General features: G+C 58.3%; 19 protein-coding genes. 17 read left to right on the forward strand and 2 right to left on the reverse strand.

Going from position 1 to position 23985, the window contains the following annotated elements; all coding sequences use genetic code 11:
- Positions 1 to 70 precede the first annotated feature (70 nt).
- The 4 genes from purB to DWX75_RS04345 all read left to right on the forward strand — a co-directional run bounded on the left by purB (position 71) and on the right by DWX75_RS04345 (position 4857).
- On the forward strand, positions 71 to 1429 hold the full coding sequence (gene purB / locus DWX75_RS04330) for an adenylosuccinate lyase (RefSeq protein WP_118015113.1): 1359 nt from the start codon (positions 71 to 73) through the stop codon (positions 1427 to 1429).
- Positions 1430 to 1446: 17 nt separating this feature from the next.
- Positions 1447 to 2868, forward strand: coding sequence for an anion permease (locus DWX75_RS04335; protein WP_118015114.1), 1422 nt, complete (start codon positions 1447 to 1449; stop codon positions 2866 to 2868).
- Positions 2869 to 3083: 215 nt separating this feature from the next.
- Positions 3084 to 3572 carry a NapC/NirT family cytochrome c gene (locus tag DWX75_RS04340; protein ID WP_118015115.1) on the forward strand — a complete coding sequence of 163 codons (489 nt, stop codon included), beginning with the start codon at positions 3084 to 3086 and terminating at the stop codon, positions 3570 to 3572.
- Positions 3565 to 4857, forward strand: a complete 1293-nt coding sequence (locus DWX75_RS04345) for an ammonia-forming cytochrome c nitrite reductase subunit c552 (RefSeq protein ID WP_118015116.1) — start codon at positions 3565 to 3567, stop codon at positions 4855 to 4857. The genes DWX75_RS04340 and DWX75_RS04345 overlap by 8 nt, the downstream gene beginning before the upstream one ends.
- Positions 4858 to 4968: 111 nt before the next feature.
- On the opposite strand, the gene DWX75_RS04350 is transcribed toward DWX75_RS04345, so the two are convergent.
- Together DWX75_RS04350 and DWX75_RS04355 are read right to left on the reverse strand one after the other, a co-directional pair.
- Positions 4969 to 6912 carry an OPT family oligopeptide transporter gene (locus tag DWX75_RS04350; RefSeq protein WP_118015117.1) on the reverse strand — a complete coding sequence of 648 codons (1944 nt, stop codon included), beginning with the start codon at positions 6910 to 6912 and terminating at the stop codon, positions 4969 to 4971.
- 299 nt (positions 6913 to 7211) lie between these two features.
- Entirely contained in the window at positions 7212 to 8513 is a 1302-nt protein-coding gene (locus DWX75_RS04355) for a dicarboxylate/amino acid:cation symporter (protein WP_118015118.1), read from the reverse strand.
- A gap of 219 nt (positions 8514 to 8732) precedes the next feature.
- On the opposite strand from DWX75_RS04355, the gene rsmH reads away from it, so the two are divergent.
- The 13 genes from rsmH to DWX75_RS04420 all read left to right on the forward strand — a co-directional run bounded on the left by rsmH (position 8733) and on the right by DWX75_RS04420 (position 23824).
- Complete coding sequence (rsmH, locus tag DWX75_RS04360; protein ID WP_199497516.1) at positions 8733 to 9860, forward strand: 16S rRNA (cytosine(1402)-N(4))-methyltransferase RsmH; 1128 nt, start codon at positions 8733 to 8735, stop codon at positions 9858 to 9860.
- A gap of 92 nt (positions 9861 to 9952) precedes the next feature.
- The gene (locus tag DWX75_RS04365; protein WP_118015119.1) at positions 9953 to 10840 is read left to right on the forward strand and encodes an NAD(P)/FAD-dependent oxidoreductase; all 888 of its coding nucleotides are present in this window, start codon (positions 9953 to 9955) and stop codon (positions 10838 to 10840) included.
- Between the two features lie 387 nt (positions 10841 to 11227).
- The gene (locus DWX75_RS04370; RefSeq protein ID WP_233519467.1) at positions 11228 to 11941 is read left to right on the forward strand and encodes a phosphatase PAP2 family protein; all 714 of its coding nucleotides are present in this window, start codon (positions 11228 to 11230) and stop codon (positions 11939 to 11941) included.
- 231 nt (positions 11942 to 12172) lie between these two features.
- Positions 12173 to 13432, forward strand: coding sequence for a CdaR family transcriptional regulator (locus tag DWX75_RS04375; RefSeq protein ID WP_118015121.1), 1260 nt, complete (start codon positions 12173 to 12175; stop codon positions 13430 to 13432).
- Positions 13433 to 13550: 118 nt separating this feature from the next.
- On the forward strand, positions 13551 to 14561 hold the full coding sequence (gene holB, locus DWX75_RS04380; RefSeq protein WP_118015122.1) for a DNA polymerase III subunit delta': 1011 nt from the start codon (positions 13551 to 13553) through the stop codon (positions 14559 to 14561).
- Positions 14562 to 14578: 17 nt separating this feature from the next.
- Entirely contained in the window at positions 14579 to 15742 is a 1164-nt protein-coding gene (gene ricT / locus DWX75_RS04385; RefSeq protein WP_118015123.1) for a stage 0 sporulation family protein, read from the forward strand.
- On the forward strand, positions 15739 to 16488 hold the full coding sequence (locus tag DWX75_RS04390; protein ID WP_118015124.1) for a tRNA1(Val) (adenine(37)-N6)-methyltransferase: 750 nt from the start codon (positions 15739 to 15741) through the stop codon (positions 16486 to 16488). The genes ricT and DWX75_RS04390 overlap by 4 nt, the downstream gene beginning before the upstream one ends.
- Before the next feature lie 7 nt (positions 16489 to 16495).
- Positions 16496 to 17374, forward strand: coding sequence for a 16S rRNA (cytidine(1402)-2'-O)-methyltransferase (rsmI, locus tag DWX75_RS04395; protein ID WP_118015165.1), 879 nt, complete (start codon positions 16496 to 16498; stop codon positions 17372 to 17374).
- 74 nt (positions 17375 to 17448) lie between these two features.
- Entirely contained in the window at positions 17449 to 18729 is a 1281-nt protein-coding gene (locus DWX75_RS04400; RefSeq protein WP_118015125.1) for a M18 family aminopeptidase, read from the forward strand.
- A 210-nt stretch (positions 18730 to 18939) separates the two neighbouring features.
- The gene (locus DWX75_RS04405; protein WP_118015126.1) at positions 18940 to 20115 is read left to right on the forward strand and encodes a galactokinase; all 1176 of its coding nucleotides are present in this window, start codon (positions 18940 to 18942) and stop codon (positions 20113 to 20115) included.
- 76 nt (positions 20116 to 20191) lie between these two features.
- Positions 20192 to 21181 (forward strand): UDP-glucose 4-epimerase GalE, encoded by a 990-nt coding sequence (gene galE, locus DWX75_RS04410; protein WP_118015127.1) that lies wholly within the window; start codon positions 20192 to 20194, stop codon positions 21179 to 21181.
- 78 nt (positions 21182 to 21259) lie between these two features.
- The gene (galT, locus tag DWX75_RS04415; RefSeq protein ID WP_118015128.1) at positions 21260 to 22765 is read left to right on the forward strand and encodes a UDP-glucose--hexose-1-phosphate uridylyltransferase; all 1506 of its coding nucleotides are present in this window, start codon (positions 21260 to 21262) and stop codon (positions 22763 to 22765) included.
- A 36-nt stretch (positions 22766 to 22801) separates the two neighbouring features.
- Positions 22802 to 23824, forward strand: a complete 1023-nt coding sequence (locus tag DWX75_RS04420; protein WP_118015129.1) for a LacI family DNA-binding transcriptional regulator — start codon at positions 22802 to 22804, stop codon at positions 23822 to 23824.
- The last annotated feature ends 161 nt before the right edge of the window (positions 23825 to 23985 follow it).

The raw sequence follows: 23985 nt of genomic DNA on the forward strand, positions 1-23985 counted from the left end.
AAAGGCATGAGCCAGTGACCCGCGTGAAGAAGCGGGCGGAAGACTGGCGATTTGGAAAGGGGTTTTTAACATGTCAGCAACGGTCATCGACAGCCAGATCCATGGTTTCCTGTTCGGTACGGAAGAAATGAATGCGGTTTTCTCGGAGAAGTCCTGGGTACAGAAATGGCTGGATACGGAAGCGGCCCTGGCACAGGCACAGGGTGAGCTCGGCGTCATCCCGAAGGAGAAGGCCGACATCATCGTCAAATATGCCAAGGCTGATCTCATCGATATCCCGTCCATCGGTGAGGGCTACAAGAGCTCCATCACGATCGTGCCGCTCCTGAATGCCTTCAAGAAGATCCTGCCGGAGCATGCCGGTGAGTTCGTGCACTGGGGTGCGACGAGCCAGGATATCGTCGATACGGGCATGGTTCTCCTGGAGCGCGATGCCTATGACATTATCCTGCGCGATGCCAAGGCCTGCCTCAAGGCCATCCTCAAGCTCGTCAAGAAATACCGCGATACGCCGGAAGCCGGCCGCACGCATGTCGTCCATGCCATCCCCATCACGTTCGGCTACAAGGCAGCCGTCTGGGCTGACGAGCTGGGCCGCCAGATCGAGCGCCTCGAGGGCATGAAGAAACGCGTCTTCGTCGGCGAGATGGCCGGTGCCGTCGGCACGCTCGCTTCGCAGCCGGAGAAGGGCCTTGAGACGCAGCAGCGCATGTTCGAAATCCTGGGCCTCGAGGTTCCGACGATTGCCTGGCATGTCGCGCGCGACAATCAGGCGGAATTTGCCAGCATGCTCGCGCTGCTTGCCGGCACGCTCGGCCGCATCGCACATGAAATCTTCACGCTGCAGCGCACGGAGATCCTGGAGCTCGAGGAGCCGTTCTTCATGGGCAAGGTTGGTTCCTCCACGATGCCGCACAAGCGCAATCCGGCCGTGCTCGAGAATGTCCTGGCTCTGCTGCGCAACGTCCGCGGCATCGCACCGACGGTCGTCGAGAGCATGGTTTCGGAGAATGAGCGCGACTGGGGCTGCTTCATCTCCGAGTGGGAAGCCATCCCGCGCGCCTGCGAGCTCATGGCCACGGCGCTGCACAAGACGAAGTACATCCTCGAGAACCTCATCGTCTACGAAAAACATATGGAGCGCAACCTCTTCGTCCAGAAGGGCCTCATGATGAGCGAGTGCGTCATGATGCATCTGGCCCGCAAGCTCGGCCGCCTGACGTCGCATCACATTGTCTATAATGCCTGCATGGAAGCCTATGAGAAGGAAATTCCGCTCAAGGACGTGCTCATGAAGACGAAGGAAGTCGAGGACGCCTTCACGGAAGAAGAAATCGACTACATGCTCGATCCGCACAACTACCTCGGCCTTGCACCGGTATTCTGCGATCGCGTACTCGCCAAGTACGCTGCTTATGCAGAGGCCTGAGCACTTACAAGAGGTGAATGAAAATGGATGCAAGTCAAAAGAAAAAGCTGGCTGGCGTCATCCTGCTCGGTGCAGTGATCTGGTTTCTGCCGCATCCTGATGCGATTACGCCGATTGCCTGGCATCTGTTCGCCGTCTTTGCGGCGACCATCGCAGGGTTTATCCTGCAGCCGCTGCCAATCGGCGCTGTCGCCTTCATCGGTGTATCGGTGGCCGCGCTGCTGGGTGTCGTCAGCGTCAAGGTTGCGATCTCCGGCTACGGCAACAGTACGATTTGGCTCATTGTCTGCGCGTTCCTGCTGGCCAGGGCTTTTATCAAAAGCGGGCTCGGCAGCCGCATCGCGTATCTCATCATCAAGGCCATCGGCAAATCGAGTCTGACGCTCGGCTATGCCATCACGCTCTCGGATTTTGTTATCTCGCCGGCCACGCCTTCGAGCACGGCCCGTGCGGGCGGCATCATCTACCCGATCATACGCAGCCTGTCGACGGCACTTCACTCGGAGCCTGATGATGGCACGGCGCGCAAATTCGGCGCCTACATCATGCAGATTGAGTATCAGGCCAATGCCATCACCTGCGCGATGTTCATGACGGCGATGGCCGGCAACCCGATGGCTGTCGAGCTTGCCGCCAAGACCATCGGAGTCGAGATCACCTGGAGCGCCTGGGCCATGGCCGCCATCGTGCCGGGCCTGATCTCGCTGCTCCTGATGCCGTATCTTCTCTACAAGCTCTATCCGCCCGAGATCCACGAGATGCCGCACGCCAAACAGATGGCTGTGGAGGCACTCGAGAAGATGGGCCCCATGAGCTGGATGGAGAAGATCGTGCTGGCCGTCTTCGTCGGTTCGCTGGCACTCTGGGCCACGTCGTCGCTGACGCATATGAATGCGACGGGTATCGGCATGCTGGCTGTCACGGTCCTGCTGCTGACGAACGTACTGACCTGGCAGGATGTCCTGCAGGAAAAGGGCGCCTGGAACACGATGTTCTGGATGGGGGCGCTGATCGCTCTCGCCGGTGCACTCTCGAGCTCCGGTTTCATCAAAGTGGTGGCCGATATGGCCGGTGCCGCCATCCAGAGTGCAGGCATGAGCTGGCTGATGGCCTTCATCATCCTCGTGCTCATCTACGTCTATTCGCACTATGCGTTTGCAAGCGTCTCGGCACATATCGGCGCCATGTACGCGGCCTTCCTCGCCGTGGCCGTGGCCGTCGGCACGCCGCCGCTCCTCGCCGCGATTTCCTTTGCCGCCCTCTCGAACATCATGATCCCGCTTACGCATTACGGCGGCGGTGCAGCGCCAATCCTCTACGGTGCCGGTTACGTGCCGCAGGGAACCTGGTGGAAGCTCGGCTTCATCATCGTCACGGTCAATCTCGTCATCTGGCTCGGCATTGGCTCGCTCTGGTGGCATGTCATTGGGCTCTGGTAAATCATAAGACCACTGTTTCATAAATATTAAATATGAAAAGATTCTGAAAGGCGTTGCGTCAGCAACGCCTTTCTTTTTATGCTAATGATATAATAATAAAAAACAAGGTAGATTAGGAGGGAATATCTGGAGCTCTACAGGATCGCGAAGTAGTAGCGAAATATCTCATGCGTGGGCAGTGCTCATGCATCGGGCAGCAGAGGAGGGAGACTGTAGTGGAGTTCAAGCAATTATTTCAGAAGCATACGCTGGCCTGCCTGGCGGGCGGCTTCGTCATCGGCGTAGCGGTCTGCGGCATCGGCTCAGCGGCAATGGCCTTCTCAGGATCGCCGGCGTTCTGCGGATCGTGCCATGCGATGGACAAGGAGGCGGCGACCTTCGCGATGTCTTCACATCGCGCGCTGGAATGCACGGACTGCCACCTGCCGCACGACAATGTCGTGCACTACATGTTTGAGAAAGGCCGCACGGGCATGATTGATACGTATCATGAAGTGCTCCGCGACTATCCGGCGAACATCAAGATATCGGCAGATGGGCGGCAGACGGTTAATGACAACTGCCTGCGCTGCCATCAGACGACGATGGGCAATGTCCATGCCGATGTCGGTGTCAGCATGGATACCGGCGGCGACTGCCTCAAGTGTCACAGCAGCATCGCACATGGCTCGAATCATCTCGAAGGGGGGATAAAAGTTGAGTAAGCTACAGAAGATCATAGCCGGAATCGCAGCGGTCTGTGTTGTCTTCTTCGGTTTTGTCGTGGTTCGCATCACGGCGGCACCCAACGACAACAGCGTCAAGCTCGCCAAGATTCCCCAGGAGAAGCAGCTCGGCAAGGAAGCCTACAAGGAAGCCTATCCGCTGGAGTACAACTCGTTCATGAAGAACAATGATACCTCGCCGTCGCCGACGGGATACGGCGGTGCCCAGGAAGGAAATTCGCATCTGACGGAACAGCCGGAGATGCTCGAGAACTTCAAAGGCTACAAGTTCGCCATCCAGTACGATGACGACCGCGGCCACACGTATGCAGGTGAGGATTTCAAGAATACGAAGCGCCTGCCCGGTCAGAAGGGCAACTGCATCACCTGCAAGAGCTCGTATATGTATGATGTCTATTACAAGCAGAGCGGCTGGGACTATGCATCCAAGCCAATCGAGGAAGCCATGGGCCCAATCGAGGACGACCAGTGGTTCGGCTGCTCGACCTGTCACGATCCTGAGACGATGGAACTCCGCGTCTATCAGCAGGGCTTCATCGATTCGATGGCCCGCCGCGGCATTGACGTGAACAACGCGTCGCATAACGACAAGCGCGCGTATGTCTGCGCACAATGCCACAATGAGTACTACTTCACGAAGGAAGACGGCCGCGTCAACCATCCGTTTGACAACGGACTCGATGCGGAGTCCGAGTATCAGTTCTATCAGTCCGGTCAGGCCGGCGGCTTTACGCAGGACTGGATCCATGCGGACTCCAAGGCACCGATGCTCAAGGCACAGCATCCGGACTTCGAGGCGTGGGCAACGAGCGTTCATGCCGATGCCGGTGTGACCTGCGTCGACTGCCATATGCCATACATGCGTGAGAACGGCCAGAAATACACGTCGCACTGGATGACGAATCCGCTGAAGACGCCGGAAGAATCCTGCCTCAAGTGCCATGACGAGAGCGCAGAGACGCTCAAGGCGCGCGTACAGACGATTGGCGACAACACCTTCAAACTGCAGCGCATTGCCGGCCAGACGGTCGCTCAGGCACATCTGACGATCAAGGCCGCCATGGATGCCGGCGCTACGGACGAGCAGCTTGCTCAGCCGCGCCAGCTCGTGCGCGAAGCTCAGTGGTACTGGGATTGGGTAGCTGCAGAAAACAGCATGGGCTTCCACAATCCGGACAAGATCATGCGCACGCTTGGCCTTGCCATCGATAAGGCACATCAGAGCATTGAACAGACGAACGCAGCCATGAAAGGCAGCTTGTAATCAGCGCAGCCCAGGACCCCGGATAAGGATGGGGCCTGGCATGTAAAGAGGGCGTATGCTCCGGGTCTTCGACCTGGGGCATACGCCCTTTCTTGTACTTTATTTAATGGTTCAGTTTGATGCTCTGGCATCTTTGATGCGGCGTGCTACGGCGTAGATCATGATGCAAAGGCCGAAGTACGCGAGAATGCCAAGGAACGTGGCAGCCGGCGTTTCGGACCAGGCCTTCATGAACCAGTCAATGCCGGCGATATGCAGGCAGGCGCTGATGAGGCTGCCGATGGCGCCGCCGGCGACGAAGCCAGAAGCAACGATGTTGCCCTCGCCGAGGCGCAGGGCGTTGATCGTTTCATCTTTGCTGCTGTGCGAGACGAGGTAGGAGATCAGGCCGCCGACGAGAACCGGCGTGTTGATTTCCATGGGCAGGTAGGTACCGAGCGCGAAGGCGAGCGGCGGGATTTTCATCATCCAGAGCAGGACGGCGAAGAACGCGCCGGCCAGATAGAGCGGCCAGGGAGCGTCGCCGCCGTCCATCATCGGTTTGACGATGGCGGCCATGGCGTTGGCCTGTGGGGCGGAGAGTGCGCCTTCGCCCGTGAAGCCGTAGGCATGGTTCAGCAGGAACAGGACGCCGACGGATACGAAACTCGTGAGGATGATGGAGACGATCTGCCACTGCTGCATTTTCTTCGGCGTGGCGCCCGTGAGATAGGCCACCTTGAGCTCCGACATGAAGTTGCCGGATACGGCCAGCGTCGCGCAGAGGAAGGCGGCCATCATGAGGATGGCGACGATGCCGGCATTGCCGTGCATGCCGACCTGGCCCATGAGGACGGCCGATACGAGGATCATGAAGATGGTCATGCCGGAAACCGGCTCATTGCCCGTGAAGGCGATGGAGCTGATGCCGACGACGGAGAGCAGCAGCGAGAAGAGCAGGATGATGCAGAAGGCTACACCCGTCTGCACGAGGCTCTCCGAGCAGTTGAAGTGGAAGAACAGCGTGAAAAGGATGACCATGAGGAAGGTGCCGATGACGATCTGCGTCATCGGGATATCCTTCTGCGTGCGCAGCAGGTTATCCGTGGAGGCAGGGCCTGAGGTGAAGAGGTCGTGCAGGGCGCGCTTCACGACGCGCACGACGACGCCGGACATCGAGAGCAGGCCGATGATGCCGGCCATGGCCAGCATGCCGATGCCGATGTGGCGGACGTACTGGGAGAAGACGGCCATGATCGGCGCATCAGCGAGCAGTATCGCCTGACCGCCGACCGTCATGACGTGCTCACCGCCCAGGTAGTAGACGACCGGGATGCAGACGAACCAGGAGAAGAAGGAGCCGGCGGCGATGATCAAGGCGTAACGCAGACCCGTGAAGTAGCCAATGCCGAGCAGTGCGGCGTCATTGTCAAGGCTGAAGATGAGCTTGTACTTGTCAGCCAGGGCCTGTCCCCAAGAGAACGTCATCGTCGACAGGACCTCCTGCCACCAGCCGAGCGTATTGAGTACGAAGTCGTAGACCATGGCAACCAGGCCGCTTAAGATCATCGTGCGGGCCTTGGAGCCCTCGTTGCAGACGAGGACCTCCGCTGCAGCACGGCCTGAGGGGAATGGATAGACAGCGTCCATCTCCTCGCAGAAATAGCGGCGGAACGTGGTCGCCAGCAGTACGCCGAGCACGCCGCCGAGCACGATCGGTGTGGCCATCTGCAGGAACGAGATGCCGTTGACGTGCAGGATGAACAGAGCCGGCAGGATGAACATGACGCCGCCGATGATATTCGTACCGGCACTGGCGATGGCCTGGATATGAACGGTTTCGGGGAATGCGTTCTTGCGGTGGAACATGACAGCCATGCCCATGGCCAGCACGGAGACGGGGGCGAAGGCATCGACCGTCTGGCCAATCTTGAGGCAGAGGTACCCGACTGCCAGCGCGAAGAGCGCGGCGAAGAACAGGCCCCAGCCGATGACATACGCGTTGATCTCGACGTAATCCTTGTGGGGTGACATGGGCGGCTCGTACGATTCGGCCGCACGTTGCTTATCCGACATGAAATCAATCCTTCCTGAAGTTGGATAAAATATACGTTCTGTCTCCTAGAGGAGAACATAAACCATGGTATATTGTAATTTCTAATTGGATAAGTGTCAATCATAATAAGATTAGAGATTGTTATAAGATAACAGATAAAAGGATTGCGCGTGTCTTCGTGAGGGAGACATAATGCCAATCAAGAGGCCTAATGAGAAAAAGCGAGGATTTTTATAATTGATGAAAAAACAAAAGTTCCGCTTTCACAAGCGGAACTCGGATAATGCTTCGATAATATTTTTCTGTCAGGAAGATGCGGTCAGGCTTCGACCGGCGTTTCTTCAATCTGTCCCTTGAGATCGTGGTCCGTCATCGCGCAGACGGCGGAATCCGACCAGACGTTTTCGGCCGTCTCGATCATGTCGATGATCGTGTAGATCGGCAGGATGACGCCCATGAGGCCGAGCGGCGCACCGAGGGACGACATCAGGGAAAGCGTCAGGAAGTAGCAGCCCATCGGGACGCCGGCGTTGCCGATGGCAGCGAGTACGGCGACGAAGAGCCAGGTGATCATCGTGCCGAGCGAGAGCTCGAAGCCGGCATTCTGCATGACGAAGAGTGACGTGACGAGGATGAAGGCGGCGCAGCCGTTCATGTTGATCGTTGTGCAGATCGGCAGCACGAAGCGCGAGACGCGCGGGTTGACTTTGAGGCGGGCTTCCGCCGATGCCAGCGTCACGGGCAGCGTGCCGGCCGAGCTCTTGGTGAAGAGGGCCACGGCGATGGCCGGCGCCATCTTGCGGAATACGTAGAGCGGATTGAGGCCGCGAGCGAGCAGGAAGAGCGGGATGACCAGGAAGAACTGGATGAAGTTGCCGCCGAGTACGACGAGCGTGTACTTGCCGAGTGCGCCGACGATGACACCGGCTTCAATCTGCGAGGAGAGCTGAGCGGCAAAGGCCAGGATGCCGGCCGGCAGAGCCCAGAGCAGCGCGCGGATCAGCGTGAACAAGAGTTCCTGGAGGCCCTGGATGCCCTTGAGGAGCACGGCGCGGTTTTCCGTCTTCGGCATGAAGGCGAGCGCCAGGCCGACGGCCGCGGCAATCAGCATGACGGAGAGCACATTGCCCGAGAGGAACGGCTGCAGCATGTTGTTCGGGATGACCGAGAGGAAATGATCATAATAGGAAAGGGAACCGAGCTTCTGCATCGGGACGTCGGAGGCACCGGCGCCGATAATGTCGGCCGGCAGATTGCCGGGCGCAATCCAGAGGTAGAGGATGAGGCCGATGGCAGCGGCGGAAATCGTCGTCAGCAGCGTGTAGGTCACGGCATGCGCGAAGATGCGGCCTGTGTCCTTCTTGGCACCGAGAGCCGAGAGCGTCGTGATGACGGCCAGGGCGATGGTCGGCACGGCGATGAACTGGAAGAGACGCGTGAAGACCGTGGCGACGAAATTGAAGAGGTCGTTGAGGGCCGGGATCTGCAGCCAGCCGAGGATGGCACCGATGACGAGTGCGCCGAACCAGAGGGCCATCTGCTTGAGCTGGCCGCCCTGATTCTTCTTCAGGGCTTCTGTACGTGCGCGATCCACGTCGTTATTCTTGAGATCGTTTGACATAAGATACCTTCTTTCCAACTATGCTTACTAAGAAATATATGAATGCATATATGATTAATATGTTTGTACACATTATAGCGGGGCGGGTCTTTCTTGTCAAGCTCTAATTTTTCTGTTTGTGTTTCAGCCGCGTGCGTTTTGACAGGGATCCGGCGGGATTGCTATACTGAATATAACTAAGAAGCAACCCATTTAGATGTGTACCAGAAGGGATTTATCATGGGAAATAGAGAAGATAAGGATCAAAAGAAACAGGACAGCGACATGATGGCAGACGAGGCGGCACCAAAGGCCCACAAGCGCCGCATCCATTACAGCGGCCGCTATCCGCGCCATTTTGCGGAGAAATACAAGGAACTCAATCCGGAGCGTTACGGAGAGGAGATTGCGCATGTGCGGGCCAAGGGCAATACGCCGGCGGGCACGCATATCCCCATCATGGTCCGGGAGATCCTTGACGTGCTGGCCATCCAGCCGGGCGAGCAGGGCTTCGATGCCACGCTGGGTTACGGCGGCCATACCATGGCCATGCTGCAGGAGCTCAAGGGGGAAGGTCATCTCTACGGCGGCGATGTCGATCCGATTGAATCGCGCAAGACGGAGGCGCGCATCCGCGCCAAGGGATATACGGACGCACAGTGGAGCCTGCGCCGGATGAATTTCTGTGAGATTGACAAGCTCGTGGAGGAGGTGGGGCCGTTTGACTTTATTCTCGCCGATCTCGGCGTCTCGTCCATGCAGATCGACAATCCGGAGCGCGGCTTTACGTATCGTGCGGATGGTCCGCTTGACCTGCGCCTGAATCCGGAGGCAGGCATTTCGGCTGCTGACCGCCTCGCACAGATGGACCGCGATGAACTCATCGGCATGCTGCGTGAAAATGCCGATGAACCTTATGCCGAAGAGATTGCACGGCAGATTCTCAAGGATGAGAAGCGCGGTGCAGCCATCCGCACGACGCGGCAGCTGCATGAGGCGATTGAGCGGGCCTTGGAGAAAGTCAGGCTGCCGCGCACAGAGGAAGGAAAACTGCCCGACCGCAAGGAGCTGATCCGCAAGAGCAGTGCCCGCGTGTTCCAGGCGCTGCGCATTGACGTCAATCACGAGTATGAGGTGCTCTATGATTTCATGGCGAAGCTGCCGGATGCTCTGAAGCCGGGCGGACGGGCCGCCATTCTGACGTTCCATTCAGGCGAGGACCGCATTGTCAAGAAGGCGTTCAAGGCCTTTCATCAGCAGGGAATCTATCGGGACATCTCGGACGGGGTCATCCGGCCGAGCCGCGAGGAATGTTATGAGAACAGCCGTGCCCGTTCGACGAAGCTGCGCTGGGCTATCAGGGCCTGATGCCCCGTTTTGTGACTGGCTCACGGACGCTTGGAAGAGGGGCGGTTAGAATGAGAGAAATTGAGTCGGGCTGAATGATGGAGGGATTTTGGATGAAAACGGATGTGCTCATTATTGGTGCCGGCCCTGCGGGCGTGTCGGCTGCTCTTTATGCGCGCCGCGGCGGGCTGGATGTGACGATCGTGACAAAGGGCATTGAGACGGGAGGCCTTTCTCAGGCGGAAAAAATCGAGAATTATTACGGCTTCCCTGAACCCATCTCCGGCCGCGAGCTCCTGCGCCGCGGGGCAGAAGGTGCGCGCCGCCTCGGAGTGCATTTCGTGACGGGGGAACTTTTGGGTCTTTCATTCAATGATACGTTTGACGGGTTCCGCGGTGAACTGGCCGCTGATGCCGTTGAGGCGCCGGCCGTGGTGCTGGCCGCCGGTGCTGCGCGCCGGACGCTGCCGGTGCCGGGCCTCAAGGAATTTGAGGGCAAAGGCGTCAGTTACTGTGCCATTTGCGATGCGTTCTTTTATCGCGGCAAGACGGTTGCGGTCGTGGGGGCTGGCGATTATGCCCTGCATGAAGCACAGATCCTGCTGCCGCATGCCAAGCATGTCCTGCTGCTGACGAATGGAGAGGTGCCGCCTGAAGTGCCGGCTGGTGTTGAGGTGCGCACGGAAAAGCTGCTGGCCGTGGAGGGCGAGGACCGCGTGAGCCGCGTGGTGCTGGCTGGCGGGCAGCAGGTGGCTCTGCAGGGGCTTTTCCTCGCCATCGGTACGGCGGGCAGCTCGGAGCTGGCGCGCAAGATCGGGGCAATGCTCGACGGCGCGAATGTGAAGGTTGATGCAGCGCAGGCGACGAATGTGCCGGGGCTGTTTGCGGCAGGTGACTGCACGGGCGGTTTGCTGCAGGTGGCCAAGGCCGTACATGAGGGCGCTGTGGCGGGACTGTCCGTGCTGCGCTACATGCGGGAAAAGCGCAAGGCAGCGCACTGAAACATTGTATTGCGGCTTGTTGCTTTGTGAAGGAAGACAGGGAGAACGCAGCAAAGGCGGGCTGCCCGTGCAACGCTTCACGGCGTCATCCTGCTAAATGAATTTTTTTCCTTTCAATTCAGCCTGCCAAAGGAGCTAAACGCGCTTCGCTTGAACGACGCTCTTTGACAGGATTCCAGATGGAAAAAAATTCATTCTTTACGCAGTCTGACGAACGCTCCGCTTTTGCACAGGCAGCCCCTCCGTGCCAACAGGCCTCAAGTGACGGCATGTAATTGGCGCGCCTTTTTCTTTTCTAAGAGATACGTGTTATAATAAAGCGTCTAAAGGTTCATGGGTGGAGAACGGTACTGCGTTTTCTGTCTGTGCAAGGAAAGGAAGAGTGCGTTGTCTACAAAACGATGGATTGCGGTGTTTGCCCTGACGATATTGGGAGCGCTGCTGTTTATGAGCTGGCTGATCCCGGCTCAGTCGGGATTCTGGTATCAGGTCGATGCCGGTGTGTTTTTTTATTTCAATCATCTGCTGGGCGAGAGCGTGGCATTCCGTTATCTGGTGGCCTTCACGAATCTGCGTCCGTTTGATGCCGTGGCGTTCCTGTTCATGCTGGGCATCTTTTATCAGTATTACCGTCGGCAGAACCGCGCGGGCAAGCGCTGGATGGTCTGCATCGGCCTGACGATGCTGGTCACGGCCGTCATTGCGAAGCAGTTTGACATGGCCATGGATTTCAGCCGTCCGAGCCCGACCAAATTCTTCTCCCTGCAGGGCGTCTCGGTGCTGCGCGTCTCCGAACTGACAGGCTGGCCGGCCAAGGACTGGTCGAGTACGAGTTTTCCGGGTGACCACGGTATGATGCTCATGATCTTTTCGTTTTTCATGCTGCGGTATTTCGGGCGCAAGGCGTTTTTCTGGAGTGCGCTCGTGGTGGTCGTGTTCTCTTTGCCGCGCATCATGGCAGGGGCTCACTGGCTGACGGATGTCGTCGTGGGAGCCGGTTCCATCAGCTGCGTGGTCCTGAGCTGGATGCTCCTGACGCCGGCTTCAGACCGGGTCATTGCCTGGTTTAACCGCCATTTGCCGAAAAAAATTCTGGGGTGAATCAGCAAACGCTGCCTCGCCTTTGTCTTGTTGCTTATACGGCCGCAGCTGCGTGGCAGAAGCGTAAATCCGGGCTTTTGATAGTCTGTGATTTGCGCTTTTTTCTATGTGTTCTCTTGGAAACGATTGTTTGATTCTATGGTAATGATATTCTTTATGAGTGAAATAATGTCTGATGATGCCTGATGTGTTATAATAAAGGAAGTATTTTCTAAAGAAAAGGGAGGATGTATGGTGAGGCAGAAGGCGTATGAACTTTTGCAGGAAACCATCAATCAGGGAGCTGGTGCCTTGGGTCAGTTCTTGGAGACTGCTCTTAAGCGGCACCTCCTCTTCATCATGCACGATGGTATGGAATATTACCCGGAGCGCAAGCCGGCTGGGGAAGAGCTGCGGCAGGTCATCAAACACCTGCCTTCTTTTGCAGACGATCAGTTTCATTATATCCATGACCAGCAGCTGCTGGTCATGCAGGTGAGCCTGCCCGATGCGGCGGCCCATCTCTATCTCCTGGTCCGGCGGGTGATGGAAGCGGATATCCCCGCAATCATGAAGGGGGTAGAGCCTGCCCGTCTGGCGCTCACGTATTTCCTGCGCAATGAGATTACTGTGCAGCACCGTGTTGAGCAGAAGACGAATGACATTTTATCGCAGGCGTTTGAGAGCCAGCGGTTCCGCATCGAGGATATCCTGACGGATTTTGATATCCGCCTCGATGCCTCGCAGGATTACCATGTGATGCTCGTGGACCTCGGCGACAGTGTCACTGACAGCACAGCGGTGGACTTCAAGGCCAGCCTGATGCAGTTTGAACGCAAGCATCGTGATCTGTCCCTGTATCCGCTGTTCTGGCGCGGCAAGGGCATCGTGATCCTGCAGGATATGCGCGATCAGGTGGAACTCACTCCGTCAGAGGTTGATTCCAGTCTGAGGACGCTCATCATCGGCTGGCAGAAGTCCTTTTCAAAACGTTACGGGATTTCGCTTTCCATTGGTGTCGGTGACCGCCATCCGCTCAGGGAGATGAAGGTGGCTTACCGGGAGGCGCAGGTCGCACTGGCTTATGGTGAGACGAAAAGCCGGCGGGGCTTCTGCAAATGCTTCCAGGATATCGGCCTGCTGCGGCCGCTGTTTGCCGGCGGCATGGAGCCCGTGCTGACGTTTTGCCGCCGCACGCTGGGGCGCATCATGGATTATGATCGCGAGAACGATGCGGATTTCCTGATTACCCTGAAGCTCCTGATGGAGACGAATTTCAACTACAAGGCGGCAGCGGAGATGCTGTTCGTGCATGTCAATACGGTGCGCTACCGTTATGATAAGATTGCACAGCTCCTCGAGAAGGATCTTTCGGATCCTGATGTGCGCTTCGATCTTTATGTCGCCGTGCGTATGAGCGAGATCCTCGGCGTCCTGCATCTGCTGCCCGTCGGGTATATCGGCGATGTCCGTGAGAGGCAGCATGGACGTACGGCCTCCGGTGAGAGCTGAGGCGCGTTCCGCCTGAATAAGTCTGTTGCGAAAAAACATGGCGGACGGTATAATCTATAGAGATGCGCACGCTTGCGGGTGGGTGCGAACGTAAGGACGATGGAGAGGAGCCGCGCATATGGAACTGCATTGGGAGGATATCGCGGGGCACGAGGCGCAGAAGATGCAGCTGCGGACGATGCTGCGCGAGCATCGGCTGCCGCATGCCGTGCTGCTGACCGGCCCTGATGGTGTCGGCAAGAAAAAGCTCGGGCATGTTCTCGCTGCTGCTCTCCTGTGTGAGGCGGAGGACGGTCCCTGCGGCCATTGTGCGTCCTGCCGGGCCATGGCGTCTGGCACGCATCCGGATTATCTGGAGGTCCTGCCGGAGCGTACGGGCAAGAGCGCGGCGGTCATCCGCATCGACGCCATCCGTTCGATGCAGGTCGAGGCATCGCGTTATCCCGTACTGTCGAAGCAGCGCGTCGTCCTCATTGACGATGCGGACTGCATGAATGAGGCGGCGGAGAACAGCCTCTTAAAGACGCTGGAAGAGCCGGAGGGAGCGGTGACGTTTCTTCTGGTCACGGGAGCCAGGAGTTCCCTGCTCGATACGATCTTGTCGCGCTGCATGCCACTCTCGTTCGGCACGGTGCCGGAAGATGCCATCGTGCGTGCACTGGCGCAGCGGGGCATTGCTGCAGAGGAGGCGCACGAACTCGCTTCTCTTTCTGACGGCAGCATCGGGCGTGCCATTGCCCTGCATGAGCATGAAGGCCTGTCGCGCCGCGATGATGCGCTGGATTTCCTTGCAAAGCTTCCGCAGATGGATATGACATCAGTCTGGAAGCGTTCGCAGGAGATGGGCGAGCTTGACCGCGAGACGCTTTCGGAATGGTTCCTGTATCTCAACATGATGCTGCGCGATATGCTGGTGCTGTATGAGGATGGCGGCAGCAGCCTCATTTACCATAAGGATGTCCGGGCGCGTCTGCTGGCACTTTTGCCATCGTTCCCGGAACCCGTCATCTTTTCTCTGCTGGCCCTGGTGCGTGAGACGCAGCACCGCCTGCAGAGCAATGTGAATCTGCGTCTCTTGATGGAAGGTTTCCACATCCGCATGCGCGATGTGGTTCAGATACGTAATTGAACGAGCAGGAGGAAATTTTGCATACGATCATCGGTGTCCGCTTCAAGCAAGCGGGAAAGATTTATTATTTCAGCCCCGGGCAGCTTGAAATTGAGCTGGGGCAGCGCGTCGTGGTCGAAACGGCCCGCGGCGTGGAGTGCGGCCTGACGGTCATCGGGCCGCGTGAAGTTTCGGAAGAAGAGGTCACGCAGCCGTTGAAGGTTGTTCAGCGCGTGGCCAACGAGCAGGATCTGCAGCGCGTGGCGGACAACAAGCAGCGGGAGAAAGACGCCTTCGGCATCTGCGAGAAGAAGATTCGGGAACATGGGCTGCCGATGAAACTCGTCGATGTCGAGTACACGTTCGATCTCAATAAGATTATCTTTTACTTCACGGCGGATGGCCGCATCGATTTCCGCGATCTCGTCAAGGATCTTGCCTCCGTCTTCCGCACGCGCATCGAGCTGCGCCAGATCGGTGTCCGCGACGAGGCGAAGCTCATGGGCGGGATTGGCTGCTGCGGCCGCCCGCTCTGTTGTGCGACGTTCCTCGGCGATTTTGAGCCGGTGTCCATCCGCATGGCCAAGGAACAGAATCTGTCGCTGAATCCGACGAAGATCTCGGGCATCTGCGGACGTCTCATGTGTTGCCTCAAGTACGAGAGTGACTGTTATTGCGGCCAGTGCCACAAGAAGACGCCGAAGGTGCAGCCGCCGCAGCAGGGCGGCCGTGTCGTCACGGTCGACGGCGAGGGCAAGGTCATTTCGCTGAACCAGCAGCGCCGCACGGCGACGATCCTTCTGGACAACAGCCGGACCATTGTTGCCGCCTGGGAGGATGTCATCGAGAAGGATGAGGACTGCGGCGAAGAGGCGAAGCCTGCGGCAGCAGAACGGACTGAGCAGCAGGGAGAACACCGCTCGGAACGCCGCGCGCCGCGCAGCCGCGGGGAGCGCGGTGACCGTGAGCGCATGTCGCGCCGTTCGCGCAGCAGCCGGAACGGCCAGCCGCGAGACACCCGGGAAAGCAAGGACGGGCAGGGAGAAGCGCCGTCGCGCCGCCGTCGTCCACGCCGCCCGCGCGACACCAGCAAGGAAAGCGGTGCGGGACAGGAGCGTCAGACGCGCTCCCGTGAGAAACGCCGCCCGCGTGCACCGCGCGCGCCGCGTGAGAATGGCGGCCAGCCTGAGCAGAAATCATGAGAGAACCGGAACTGAAGCCGCATGAGCGCCTCGACGACCTCATGAAGAGCGGCCGCCACATTATCCAGAACACACAGGAGTTCTGCTTTTCGCTGGACGCCGTGCTGCTGGCACATTTCCCGCGCTTTCACCGGCGCCAGTATGTCCTGGAACTCGGCACGGGTACGGGCGTTATCCCGCTCATCATGGCCGATGAAGTCACCCATGTGGAAGCCGTGGAGCTAAGCCCTGTCATGGCCGAGCTTGCGTCCCGCAATGTCTGGATGAATGAGCTGGAGCACAAGATCACGGTGCGCGAGGGAGATTATCGGGCCATCCGGGGCATGTATCCGGCCGAAACGTTCGATGTTGTGCTGGCCAATCCTCCTTACCGGCCCGTCGCACATGGACAGGCCAACAGGATTCAGGGCGTGGCACGGGCGCGCCATGAATTCACGGCGACGCTCGACGATGTCGTGACGGCGGCCCGCTACGCGCTGAAATTCGGCGGCCGCTTTGCAATGGTCCATCTGCCTGAGCGACTCGGAGAAATCCTCGTCGCACTGCATGAACATCAGATGGAGGCCAAGCGGCTGCAGATGGTACAGCCCAAGGCCGGGAAGGCTCCGAACATGATGCTCGTGGAAGCCGTGGTCGGCGCTGCCCCCGGAGGGCTCAAGGTCCTGCCGCCGCTCATCGTGCATGAGGAGGATGGCAGCTATACGGAGGCCATCCGCAAGATTTACGGACTGACAGAAAGAGATTGACGCTATGATGACTGAAGAACGGAATGAGCCGGGGACGCTGTATCTCTGTGCGACACCCATTGGCAACCTGGAAGATATGACGTACCGTGCCGTGCGCATGATGTCGGAGGTGGAGCTGATTGCCGCCGAGGACACGCGGCATACGCGCCAGCTCCTGACGCATTTCGATATCCATACGCGACTGACGAGCTATCACGAGCACAACAAATTGACAAAGGGACCGGAGCTCGTCGCATGGCTGCTGGAGGGGCACGACCTCCTCTGTGTCAGCGATGCCGGCCTGCCGGGCATCTGCGATCCCGGCAGCCATCTTGCGGCGCTGGCCATTGCGCAGGGCGTGCGTGTCTCGCCGCTTCCGGGCTGCAATGCCGGACTTTCGGCACTCATCTGCTCCGGGCTCGATACGACGCGGTTCACCTTCGTCGGCTTCCTGCCCAAGACGGCTAAGAAGCAGCAGGAGATTCTCAAGGAGGTCTGCTCGTACCGTGACACGCTGATCTTTTACGAGGCACCGCATCACCTAAAGAACACGCTGCGCCAAATGACTGCCGTGCTCGGCGGCGGCCGCCGGGCGGCTCTGGGGCGCGAGCTCACGAAGAAATTCGAGGAGTTCCGCCGCGGCACCCTGGCTGAGCTCCTCTCATATTACGAGGAACACGAGCCGCGCGGGGAATTCGTCATCGTGGTGGCCGGCGCCGATGCAGAAACTTTGGCGGAGGCGGAGGAATCGCCGCAGGACCCCGTGGCACTCTGCCAGCAGCTCATGGCAGAAGGCGTCAGCAAGAAGGAGGCCATGCGCCAGACGGCCAAGACGCTCGGCATGAGCCGCCGCGACGTCTACGCTGCCCTGCTGGCTGCCGATGCCGGTTCGCCGGAAGGCATTTGACAAAGAATGGATGCAGGCTGCCGCCATGCGGCGGCCTTTTTTGATGGGCAAGAGGCCCGGGAAAGGAAACTTCTATGAAACAGACAATACGTAATCTCCTGGATTTCATCGCCGACAGCACGTCGCCGTTCCACACGGTGCAGAGTAGCGAGGAGCTTCTGAAAGACGCCGGCTTTACGGCACTGTCGTGGTCGGATGACTGGCATCTCTCGCGAGGCGGCCGCTATTACGTGTCGGTTTACGGCTCTACGCTGCTGGCATTTGCCGTGGGCGGGCAGGACGGTCCGCTGCGTATGGCCGCTGCGCATACGGATTTTCCCTGCCTGCGCCTGAAGCCGCAGGCGGGCATGCTCAAGGAAGGCTACGGACTCCTGAATGTCGAACGGTACGGCGGCCTCATCCTGCGTTCATGGCTCGACCGTCCGCTTTCGCTGGCAGGCAAGGTGGTGCTGCGCGGCCTCGACGCGTTCCATCCGGAGACGCGCCTCGTCGATATCGGCCGCCCGCTCCTGACAATCCCGAGTCTCGCCATCCATATGGACCGTGAGGTCAACGAAAAGGGGGCGCTGAATCCGCAGAAGGACATGCTGCCCTTGGCGGCTGCCTTTGGCCGTCAGAAGGGCCTGACGGCGGGATACTTCCTGTCGTGGCTGGCACTGGAGCTCGGCGTCCCCGAAGATGATATCCTCTCCTATGAGCTCAGCACGTATCCGGCCGAGCAGGGGACGGTGCTCGGCCTGGCTGGCGAAATGATCTCTTCTCCGCGCCTTGACAACCTGACCTCGGTATTCGCCTGCCTCAAGGGTCTCTGCGCAGCGGAGCAGTTCGCAGGCATCCGCCTCGTGGCGCTGTTTGACAACGAGGAGGTCGGCAGCCGCACGAAGCAGGGCGCAGGCTCGCTTGTGCTGCCGGCACTCCTGTCCCGCATCTATCGCGGCCTGTCATTGGATGAGGAACGGATGCAGCGCGACCTCGGCGAGGCGTTCCTGTTATCCGTCGATGTCGCTCATGCCGTGCACCCGAACTACATCGAGAAGAGCGATCCCGTCGTGCGTCCGGTCCTCGGCGGCGGCCTTGCCATCAAGCAGGCGGCGAGCCAGTCGTACGCCGGCGATGCTGAAGCAGTGGCCATCATAAAGGAACTCTGCGCCTCGCACGACATTCCCTGCCAGTTCTTTGTCAACCGCAGCGACAGCCGTGGCGGTTCGACGCTTGGCTCCATTGCCTCGGCGCTCGTGCCGGTGCGCACGATGGATGTCGGCGTGCCCATCCTGGCCATGCATTCGGCCCGCGAAACGATGGGCGCAGAGGATCAGGAAGCCCTCATGGCCCTGCTGCGTGCGTTCCTCGCCTGAAGCGCCTGGATTTTCATAGAAAAAGAACTAGAAAACGTTTACAATAATACTTGACAATACAACGAAGACGCGGTAAACTAGAGACAACAAGAAAAAAGATGGTGCAAATCAGAACTTCCATGGGTTTGCACCATATTTTAAGGGGAACAAGAAAACGTTTACTAGGATGTTCCTTGGCAAACACAAGAAAACGCGATGGAGGGTTACAACATGGAAATCTTAGAGCAGATGAAAAAAGAGTTCACGAAGCAGTTCGGTGAGAAGGCAACGCGCAGCTACTTTTCTCCGGGGCGTGTCAACCTGATTGGTGAGCACACCGACTATAACGGAGGCCATGTATTCCCCTGTGCAATTTCCCTCGGTACGTACGCACTGGTTGCGGACCGCGAGGACATGACGACGAGAATGTATTCCATGAACCTTGCGGACAAGGGCATCATCGAATTCCCGATGACGGGGCTTGCCTACGATGCAGCGAAGAACTGGGCCAACTACCCGATGGGCGTCGTCGACGTCTTCGAGAAGGCCGGCCACAAAGCCACGCATGGCTTTGACATCCTGATCTACGGCACGCTGCCGGCCGGCGCAGGCCTCTCGTCCTCCGCTTCGCTGGAAGTCCTGACCTCGGTCATCCTCAATGAAGCATTTGACTTCAAGCTCGACATGATTGAGATGGTCAAGCTCTCCCAGAAGGCTGAGAACCAGTTCGTCGGCGTCAACTGCGGCATCATGGACCAGTTTGCCGTCGGCATGGGCAAGAAGGATTGTGCCATCCTCTTGGACTGCAATACGCTGTCGTACCGTTACAGCAAGATTGCCCTCAAGGATGCGAGCATCGTCATCACGAATACGAACAAGCCGCACAGCCTGGCTTCGAGTGCGTATAACGTGCGCCGCGCACAGTGCGAGCATGCGCTCAACGAGCTCAAGGAAGTCAAGCCGGACCTCACGGCCCTCGGCGAACTCGGCAATGATGAGTTCAATCAGATTGCCGGACACATCGAGGAAGTCCTCGAGCGCCATCGTGCCCGCCATGCGGTCTATGAGAACAACCGCACGCTGGCTGCCGTCAAGGCACTGGAAAACGACGACGTCAAGGAATTCGGCTGTCTGATGAATGAATCGCATTTCTCCCTGCGCGATGACTATGAAGTCACGGGCAAGGAACTCGATACACTGGCTGAGATTGCCTGGCAGCAGGAGGGTGTCATCGGTTCCCGCATGACGGGGGCCGGCTTCGGCGGCTCGACGGTCAGCCTGGTCAAGAATGATGCCATTGAGGCCTTCAAGAAGAATGTCGGCGAGGCTTACACAAAGAAAATCGGCTATGCACCGAGCTTCGTGGTAGCCAGCATTGCAGACGGCACGCACCGCCTTGCTGACTGATTTTGCTTATTCGCTTATAATAGTGTTTAGTGTTGTCGATACTGGAATTTGGATATAAGAGAAAGGAAGCATAGCCATGTCTATTCTTGTTTGTGGCGGCGCCGGTTACATTGGTTCGCACGCAGTACATCAGCTGGTAAAGAAGGGGGAGGATGTCGTCATCGTCGATAACCTGCAGACGGGTCATCGCGATGCCCTCAACCCGCAGGCCAAGTTCTATGAAGGCGACATCCGCGATAAGGATGTGCTCGACAAGATCTTCACGGAAAACAAGATTGAGGCCGTCATTCACTTCGCTGCCAATTCCCTCGTCGGCGAAAGCGTTGAGAAGCCGCTGAAGTACTTCAACAACAATGTGTATGGCATGCAGGTGCTGCTTGAAGCCATGGTGCGCCATCATGTCGATAAGATCGTCTTTTCCTCGACGGCTGCCGTCTATGGTGAGCCGAAGCGCGTACCCATCATGGAAGATGATGAGACGAACCCGACGAACCCGTACGGTGAATCGAAGCGCACGATGGAGAAGATGATGAAGTGGGTCAGCCGCGCCAATGGCATCCGCTACGTATCGCTGCGTTACTTCAATGCAGCCGGTGCCATCGATGACGGCTCCATCGGTGAAGACCATCATCCGGAAACGCACCTGATCCCGCTGATCCTGCAGGTCCCGCTCGGCAAGCGCGACCACATCACGATCTTCGGCGATGATTATCCGACGCCGGACGGCACGTGCGTGCGCGACTACATCCACGTCATCGATCTGGCCGACGCTCATGTACTGGCACTCGAGTACCTGCGCAAGGGCGGCGAGAGTAATATCTTCAATCTCGGCAACGGCAAGGGCTTCTCGGTCAAGGAAATGATCGAGGCAGCCAAGAAGGCCACGGGCAAGGACATCAAGGTCGAGATGGGTGCACGCCGCGCAGGTGACCCGGCCCAGCTCATCGCGTCTTCCGAGAAGGCCAGGAAGATCCTCGGCTGGAAGCCACAGTACACGAATGTCGAGCAGGTCATCGGCACGGCCTGGACCTGGCATCAGAAGCATCCGAACGGTTACGAGAAATAAGACAGGTGCAGATACCGCAGGCGGGGGAATCCTTCGTCTGCGGTTCTGGCTTGCAGGATCGATCTGGAGGGAATCATCATGTCAATCAATACGGAAATCAACCGCCTGCTGAATTTTGCCAGGCAGAATACGCTGATCAACGAGGATGACTTTTACTATGCGGCCAACCGCCTCATCGACGTGCTCAAGGTCGATGCATTCGAGCCGGAGCTCATCGATGAAGAATTGCCGACGGCCATGCCCATCCTCGACAACATGCTCGACTATGCAGCGGAGAAAGGCATCATCGAGAATACGACGGAGGAGCGTGACCTCTTTGATACGCGCATCATGGACTGCGTGATGCCGCGCCCGTCTGAGGTCGTCCGCCGCTTCCGCAACGATTATGCACGCAGCCCGAAAGCCGCAACGGATGAGTTCTACAAGCTCAGCATCGCTTCGAACTACATCCGCAAGGACCGCATCGACAAGAACATCATCTGGAAGACGGCCACGGAATACGGCGACCTCGATATCACGATCAATCTCTCCAAGCCGGAGAAGGACCCGCGCGATATCGCCAAGGCCAAGAGCGCACCGTCCTCGGGCTATCCGAAATGCCTGCTCTGCCGTGAGAACGAAGGCTATGCCGGTCACCCCGGCCATCCGGCCCGAGAGACGCACCGCCTGATTCCGCTGCGCCTCTCGGCACACCGCTGGTTCTTGCAATATTCCCCCTACACGTATTACAATGAACATTGCATCGTCTTGAACCGCAAACATGTGCCGATGAAGGTATCGCGCAAATCCTTTGAGAATCTCCTGGATTTCGTGACGATTTTCCCGCATTACTTCCTCGGCTCCAATGCCGATCTGCCGATTGTCGGCGGTTCCATCCTGTCCCACGATCATTATCAGGGCGGCCGCTATACCTTTGCGATGGCCAAGGCCCCAATCGAGAAAACGTATCACTTCAAGGGCTTTGAGGACGTCAAGGCCGGCCGCGTGAAATGGCCGATGTCGACGATCCGCCTGCAGGGCGAGGACCGTGAGAAGCTGACGGCTCTGGCCGACAGGATCCTCAAGTCCTGGCGTGCGTACAGCGACCCGAGCGTGGAGATCCTGGCAGAGACGGACGGCACGCCGCACAATACGATTACACCGATTGCGCGCCGCCGCGGCAATCTTTATGAGCTTGATCTCGTGCTGCGCAATAACCGCACGACGAAGGAGCATCCGCTCGGCCTGTTCCATCCGCATGCGGAAGTGCATCACATCAAGAAGGAAAACATTGGCCTCATCGAGGTCATGGGCCTTGCCGTCCTGCCTGCACGCCTCAAGAAGGAGATGGCGGCTGTCGGACAGGAACTCGTCAAGGGCACGGAAGACATTTCCGGCATGCCGGAAATCGCCAGCCATGCAGACTGGTACAAGATGCTGCGTAAGAAATATCCGAACGTTACGGAAGACCAGGTGGCAGGTATCCTCAAGCAGGAAATCGGCAAGGTATTCGAGACTGTCCTGACCCATGCCGGCGTGTACAAGCGCAATCCGCAGGGCATGGAGGCCTTCGACCGCTTCGTCGCTCATGTGGATGAGGCGTGAGCCTGAGCGTCCGTAATCCAGAAAGCAGGAAAGAAAATGGAAGCAACGAAGAAAGCGACGATTGTCGATGTCGCCAGAGCGGCCGGTGTTTCGGTCGCAACCGTCTCGCGCGTCGTCAATGGGAATTATCCCGTCAAGAGCGAGACGCGGGACCGCGTGCAGGCGGCCATTGAGGCACTGCAGTACGTGCCGAATGTGCAGGCCCGCGAACTCAATATGCAGCGCTCCTCGACCATCGGTGTCGTCGTGCCGGGCCTTTACAATATGTTCTTCGCGGAAGTCATTGACGGCATTGAGAAGGCCGTGCGCAAGGAGGGCTTCACGCTCTTGCTCAACTGCGCGCAGAATGACCCCGAGTTGGAGATGGAATGCATCAAGACGCTTGTGTCCCGCAATGTATCGGGCATCATCGTCATCAGCCCGAATACGCAGGGCATGCGCGAAACCTTTTACCGCCGTCTCGTCAAGCGGGTGCCCCTCGTCTTCATCAACGGCTACCGCCGCATCCCAAATGTCTCCTATGTGACGAATGATGAGGCGCTCGGGACGCGTCAGGCGCTCGAATACCTAATGGAACTCGGGCACCGGCGCATCCTCTTTGTGCGCGGTGATCACTCGGATTCCTATACCATCAAGGAAGAGGCGTACCGCTCGCTCATGCAGGAGAAGAAATGCTTCCATGAAGAGGATATCGTGGATATCGGCGAGGGCAACAGCATCGAGACGGTCACGGCTGCCCGCAACCGCCTCTACGACATCCTGCCGCGCACAGAGGCAACGGCCATTTTCTGCTGCAACGACCTCATGGCCACGGGCGCCATCAAGGCCTGCAAGGACCGTTCCCTGCGCATCCCCGATGATATGTCCATCGTCGGCTACGATAACATCACGCTCGCGAGCCTTATCGAGCCGGAAATCACGACGATGGATCAGAATATGTTCCAACTGGGCAGCAATGCCGCTGTCGTGCTGGTTGAGATGATCCACGGCGGCAAAAGCAAGCGCATCACGCTCGAGAATACCCTGATCGTGCGTGATTCTACCGGGCCGCGTGCCTGAGTGCGCACAAGGGCCTGCGGCCCCTTTCCCCTATTTCCCCTTAATCTGCTCTCCGGTCTGCCGGAGGGCTTTTCTTTTGCCATTTTGAGGTCCATGACGCGTGACAGCATATGGTATAATGGAAAGGATCAAGAAAATGATGCAGATTCATGCACATGCAA

Source organism: Mitsuokella sp. AF21-1AC, assembly GCF_003458855.1.
GTDB lineage: Bacteria > Bacillota > Negativicutes > Selenomonadales > Selenomonadaceae > Mitsuokella.

Excerpts from the sequence above, each read along its gene's own strand:
- galE (WP_118015127.1), top strand. The coding sequence starts at position 20,192 with ATGTCTATTCTTGTTTGTGGCGGCGCCGGTTACATTGGTTCGCACGCA.
- DWX75_RS04355 (WP_118015118.1), bottom strand. The coding sequence starts at position 8,513 with ATGTCAAACGATCTCAAGAATAACGACGTGGATCGCGCACGTACAGAA.
- DWX75_RS04365 (WP_118015119.1), top strand. The coding sequence starts at position 9,953 with ATGAAAACGGATGTGCTCATTATTGGTGCCGGCCCTGCGGGCGTGTCG.
- DWX75_RS04400 (WP_118015125.1), top strand. The coding sequence starts at position 17,449 with ATGAAACAGACAATACGTAATCTCCTGGATTTCATCGCCGACAGCACG.
- DWX75_RS04405 (WP_118015126.1), top strand. The coding sequence starts at position 18,940 with ATGGAAATCTTAGAGCAGATGAAAAAAGAGTTCACGAAGCAGTTCGGT.
- rsmH (WP_199497516.1), top strand. The coding sequence starts at position 8,733 with ATGGGAAATAGAGAAGATAAGGATCAAAAGAAACAGGACAGCGACATG.
- galT (WP_118015128.1), top strand. The coding sequence starts at position 21,260 with ATGTCAATCAATACGGAAATCAACCGCCTGCTGAATTTTGCCAGGCAG.
- holB (WP_118015122.1), top strand. The coding sequence starts at position 13,551 with ATGGAACTGCATTGGGAGGATATCGCGGGGCACGAGGCGCAGAAGATG.
- DWX75_RS04335 (WP_118015114.1), top strand. The coding sequence starts at position 1,447 with ATGAAAATGGATGCAAGTCAAAAGAAAAAGCTGGCTGGCGTCATCCTG.
- DWX75_RS04375 (WP_118015121.1), top strand. The coding sequence starts at position 12,173 with ATGGTGAGGCAGAAGGCGTATGAACTTTTGCAGGAAACCATCAATCAG.
- DWX75_RS04350 (WP_118015117.1), bottom strand. The coding sequence starts at position 6,912 with ATGTCGGATAAGCAACGTGCGGCCGAATCGTACGAGCCGCCCATGTCA.
- purB (WP_118015113.1), top strand. The coding sequence starts at position 71 with ATGTCAGCAACGGTCATCGACAGCCAGATCCATGGTTTCCTGTTCGGT.
- rsmI (WP_118015165.1), top strand. The coding sequence starts at position 16,496 with ATGACTGAAGAACGGAATGAGCCGGGGACGCTGTATCTCTGTGCGACA.
- DWX75_RS04390 (WP_118015124.1), top strand. The coding sequence starts at position 15,739 with ATGAGAGAACCGGAACTGAAGCCGCATGAGCGCCTCGACGACCTCATG.
- DWX75_RS04420 (WP_118015129.1), top strand. The coding sequence starts at position 22,802 with ATGGAAGCAACGAAGAAAGCGACGATTGTCGATGTCGCCAGAGCGGCC.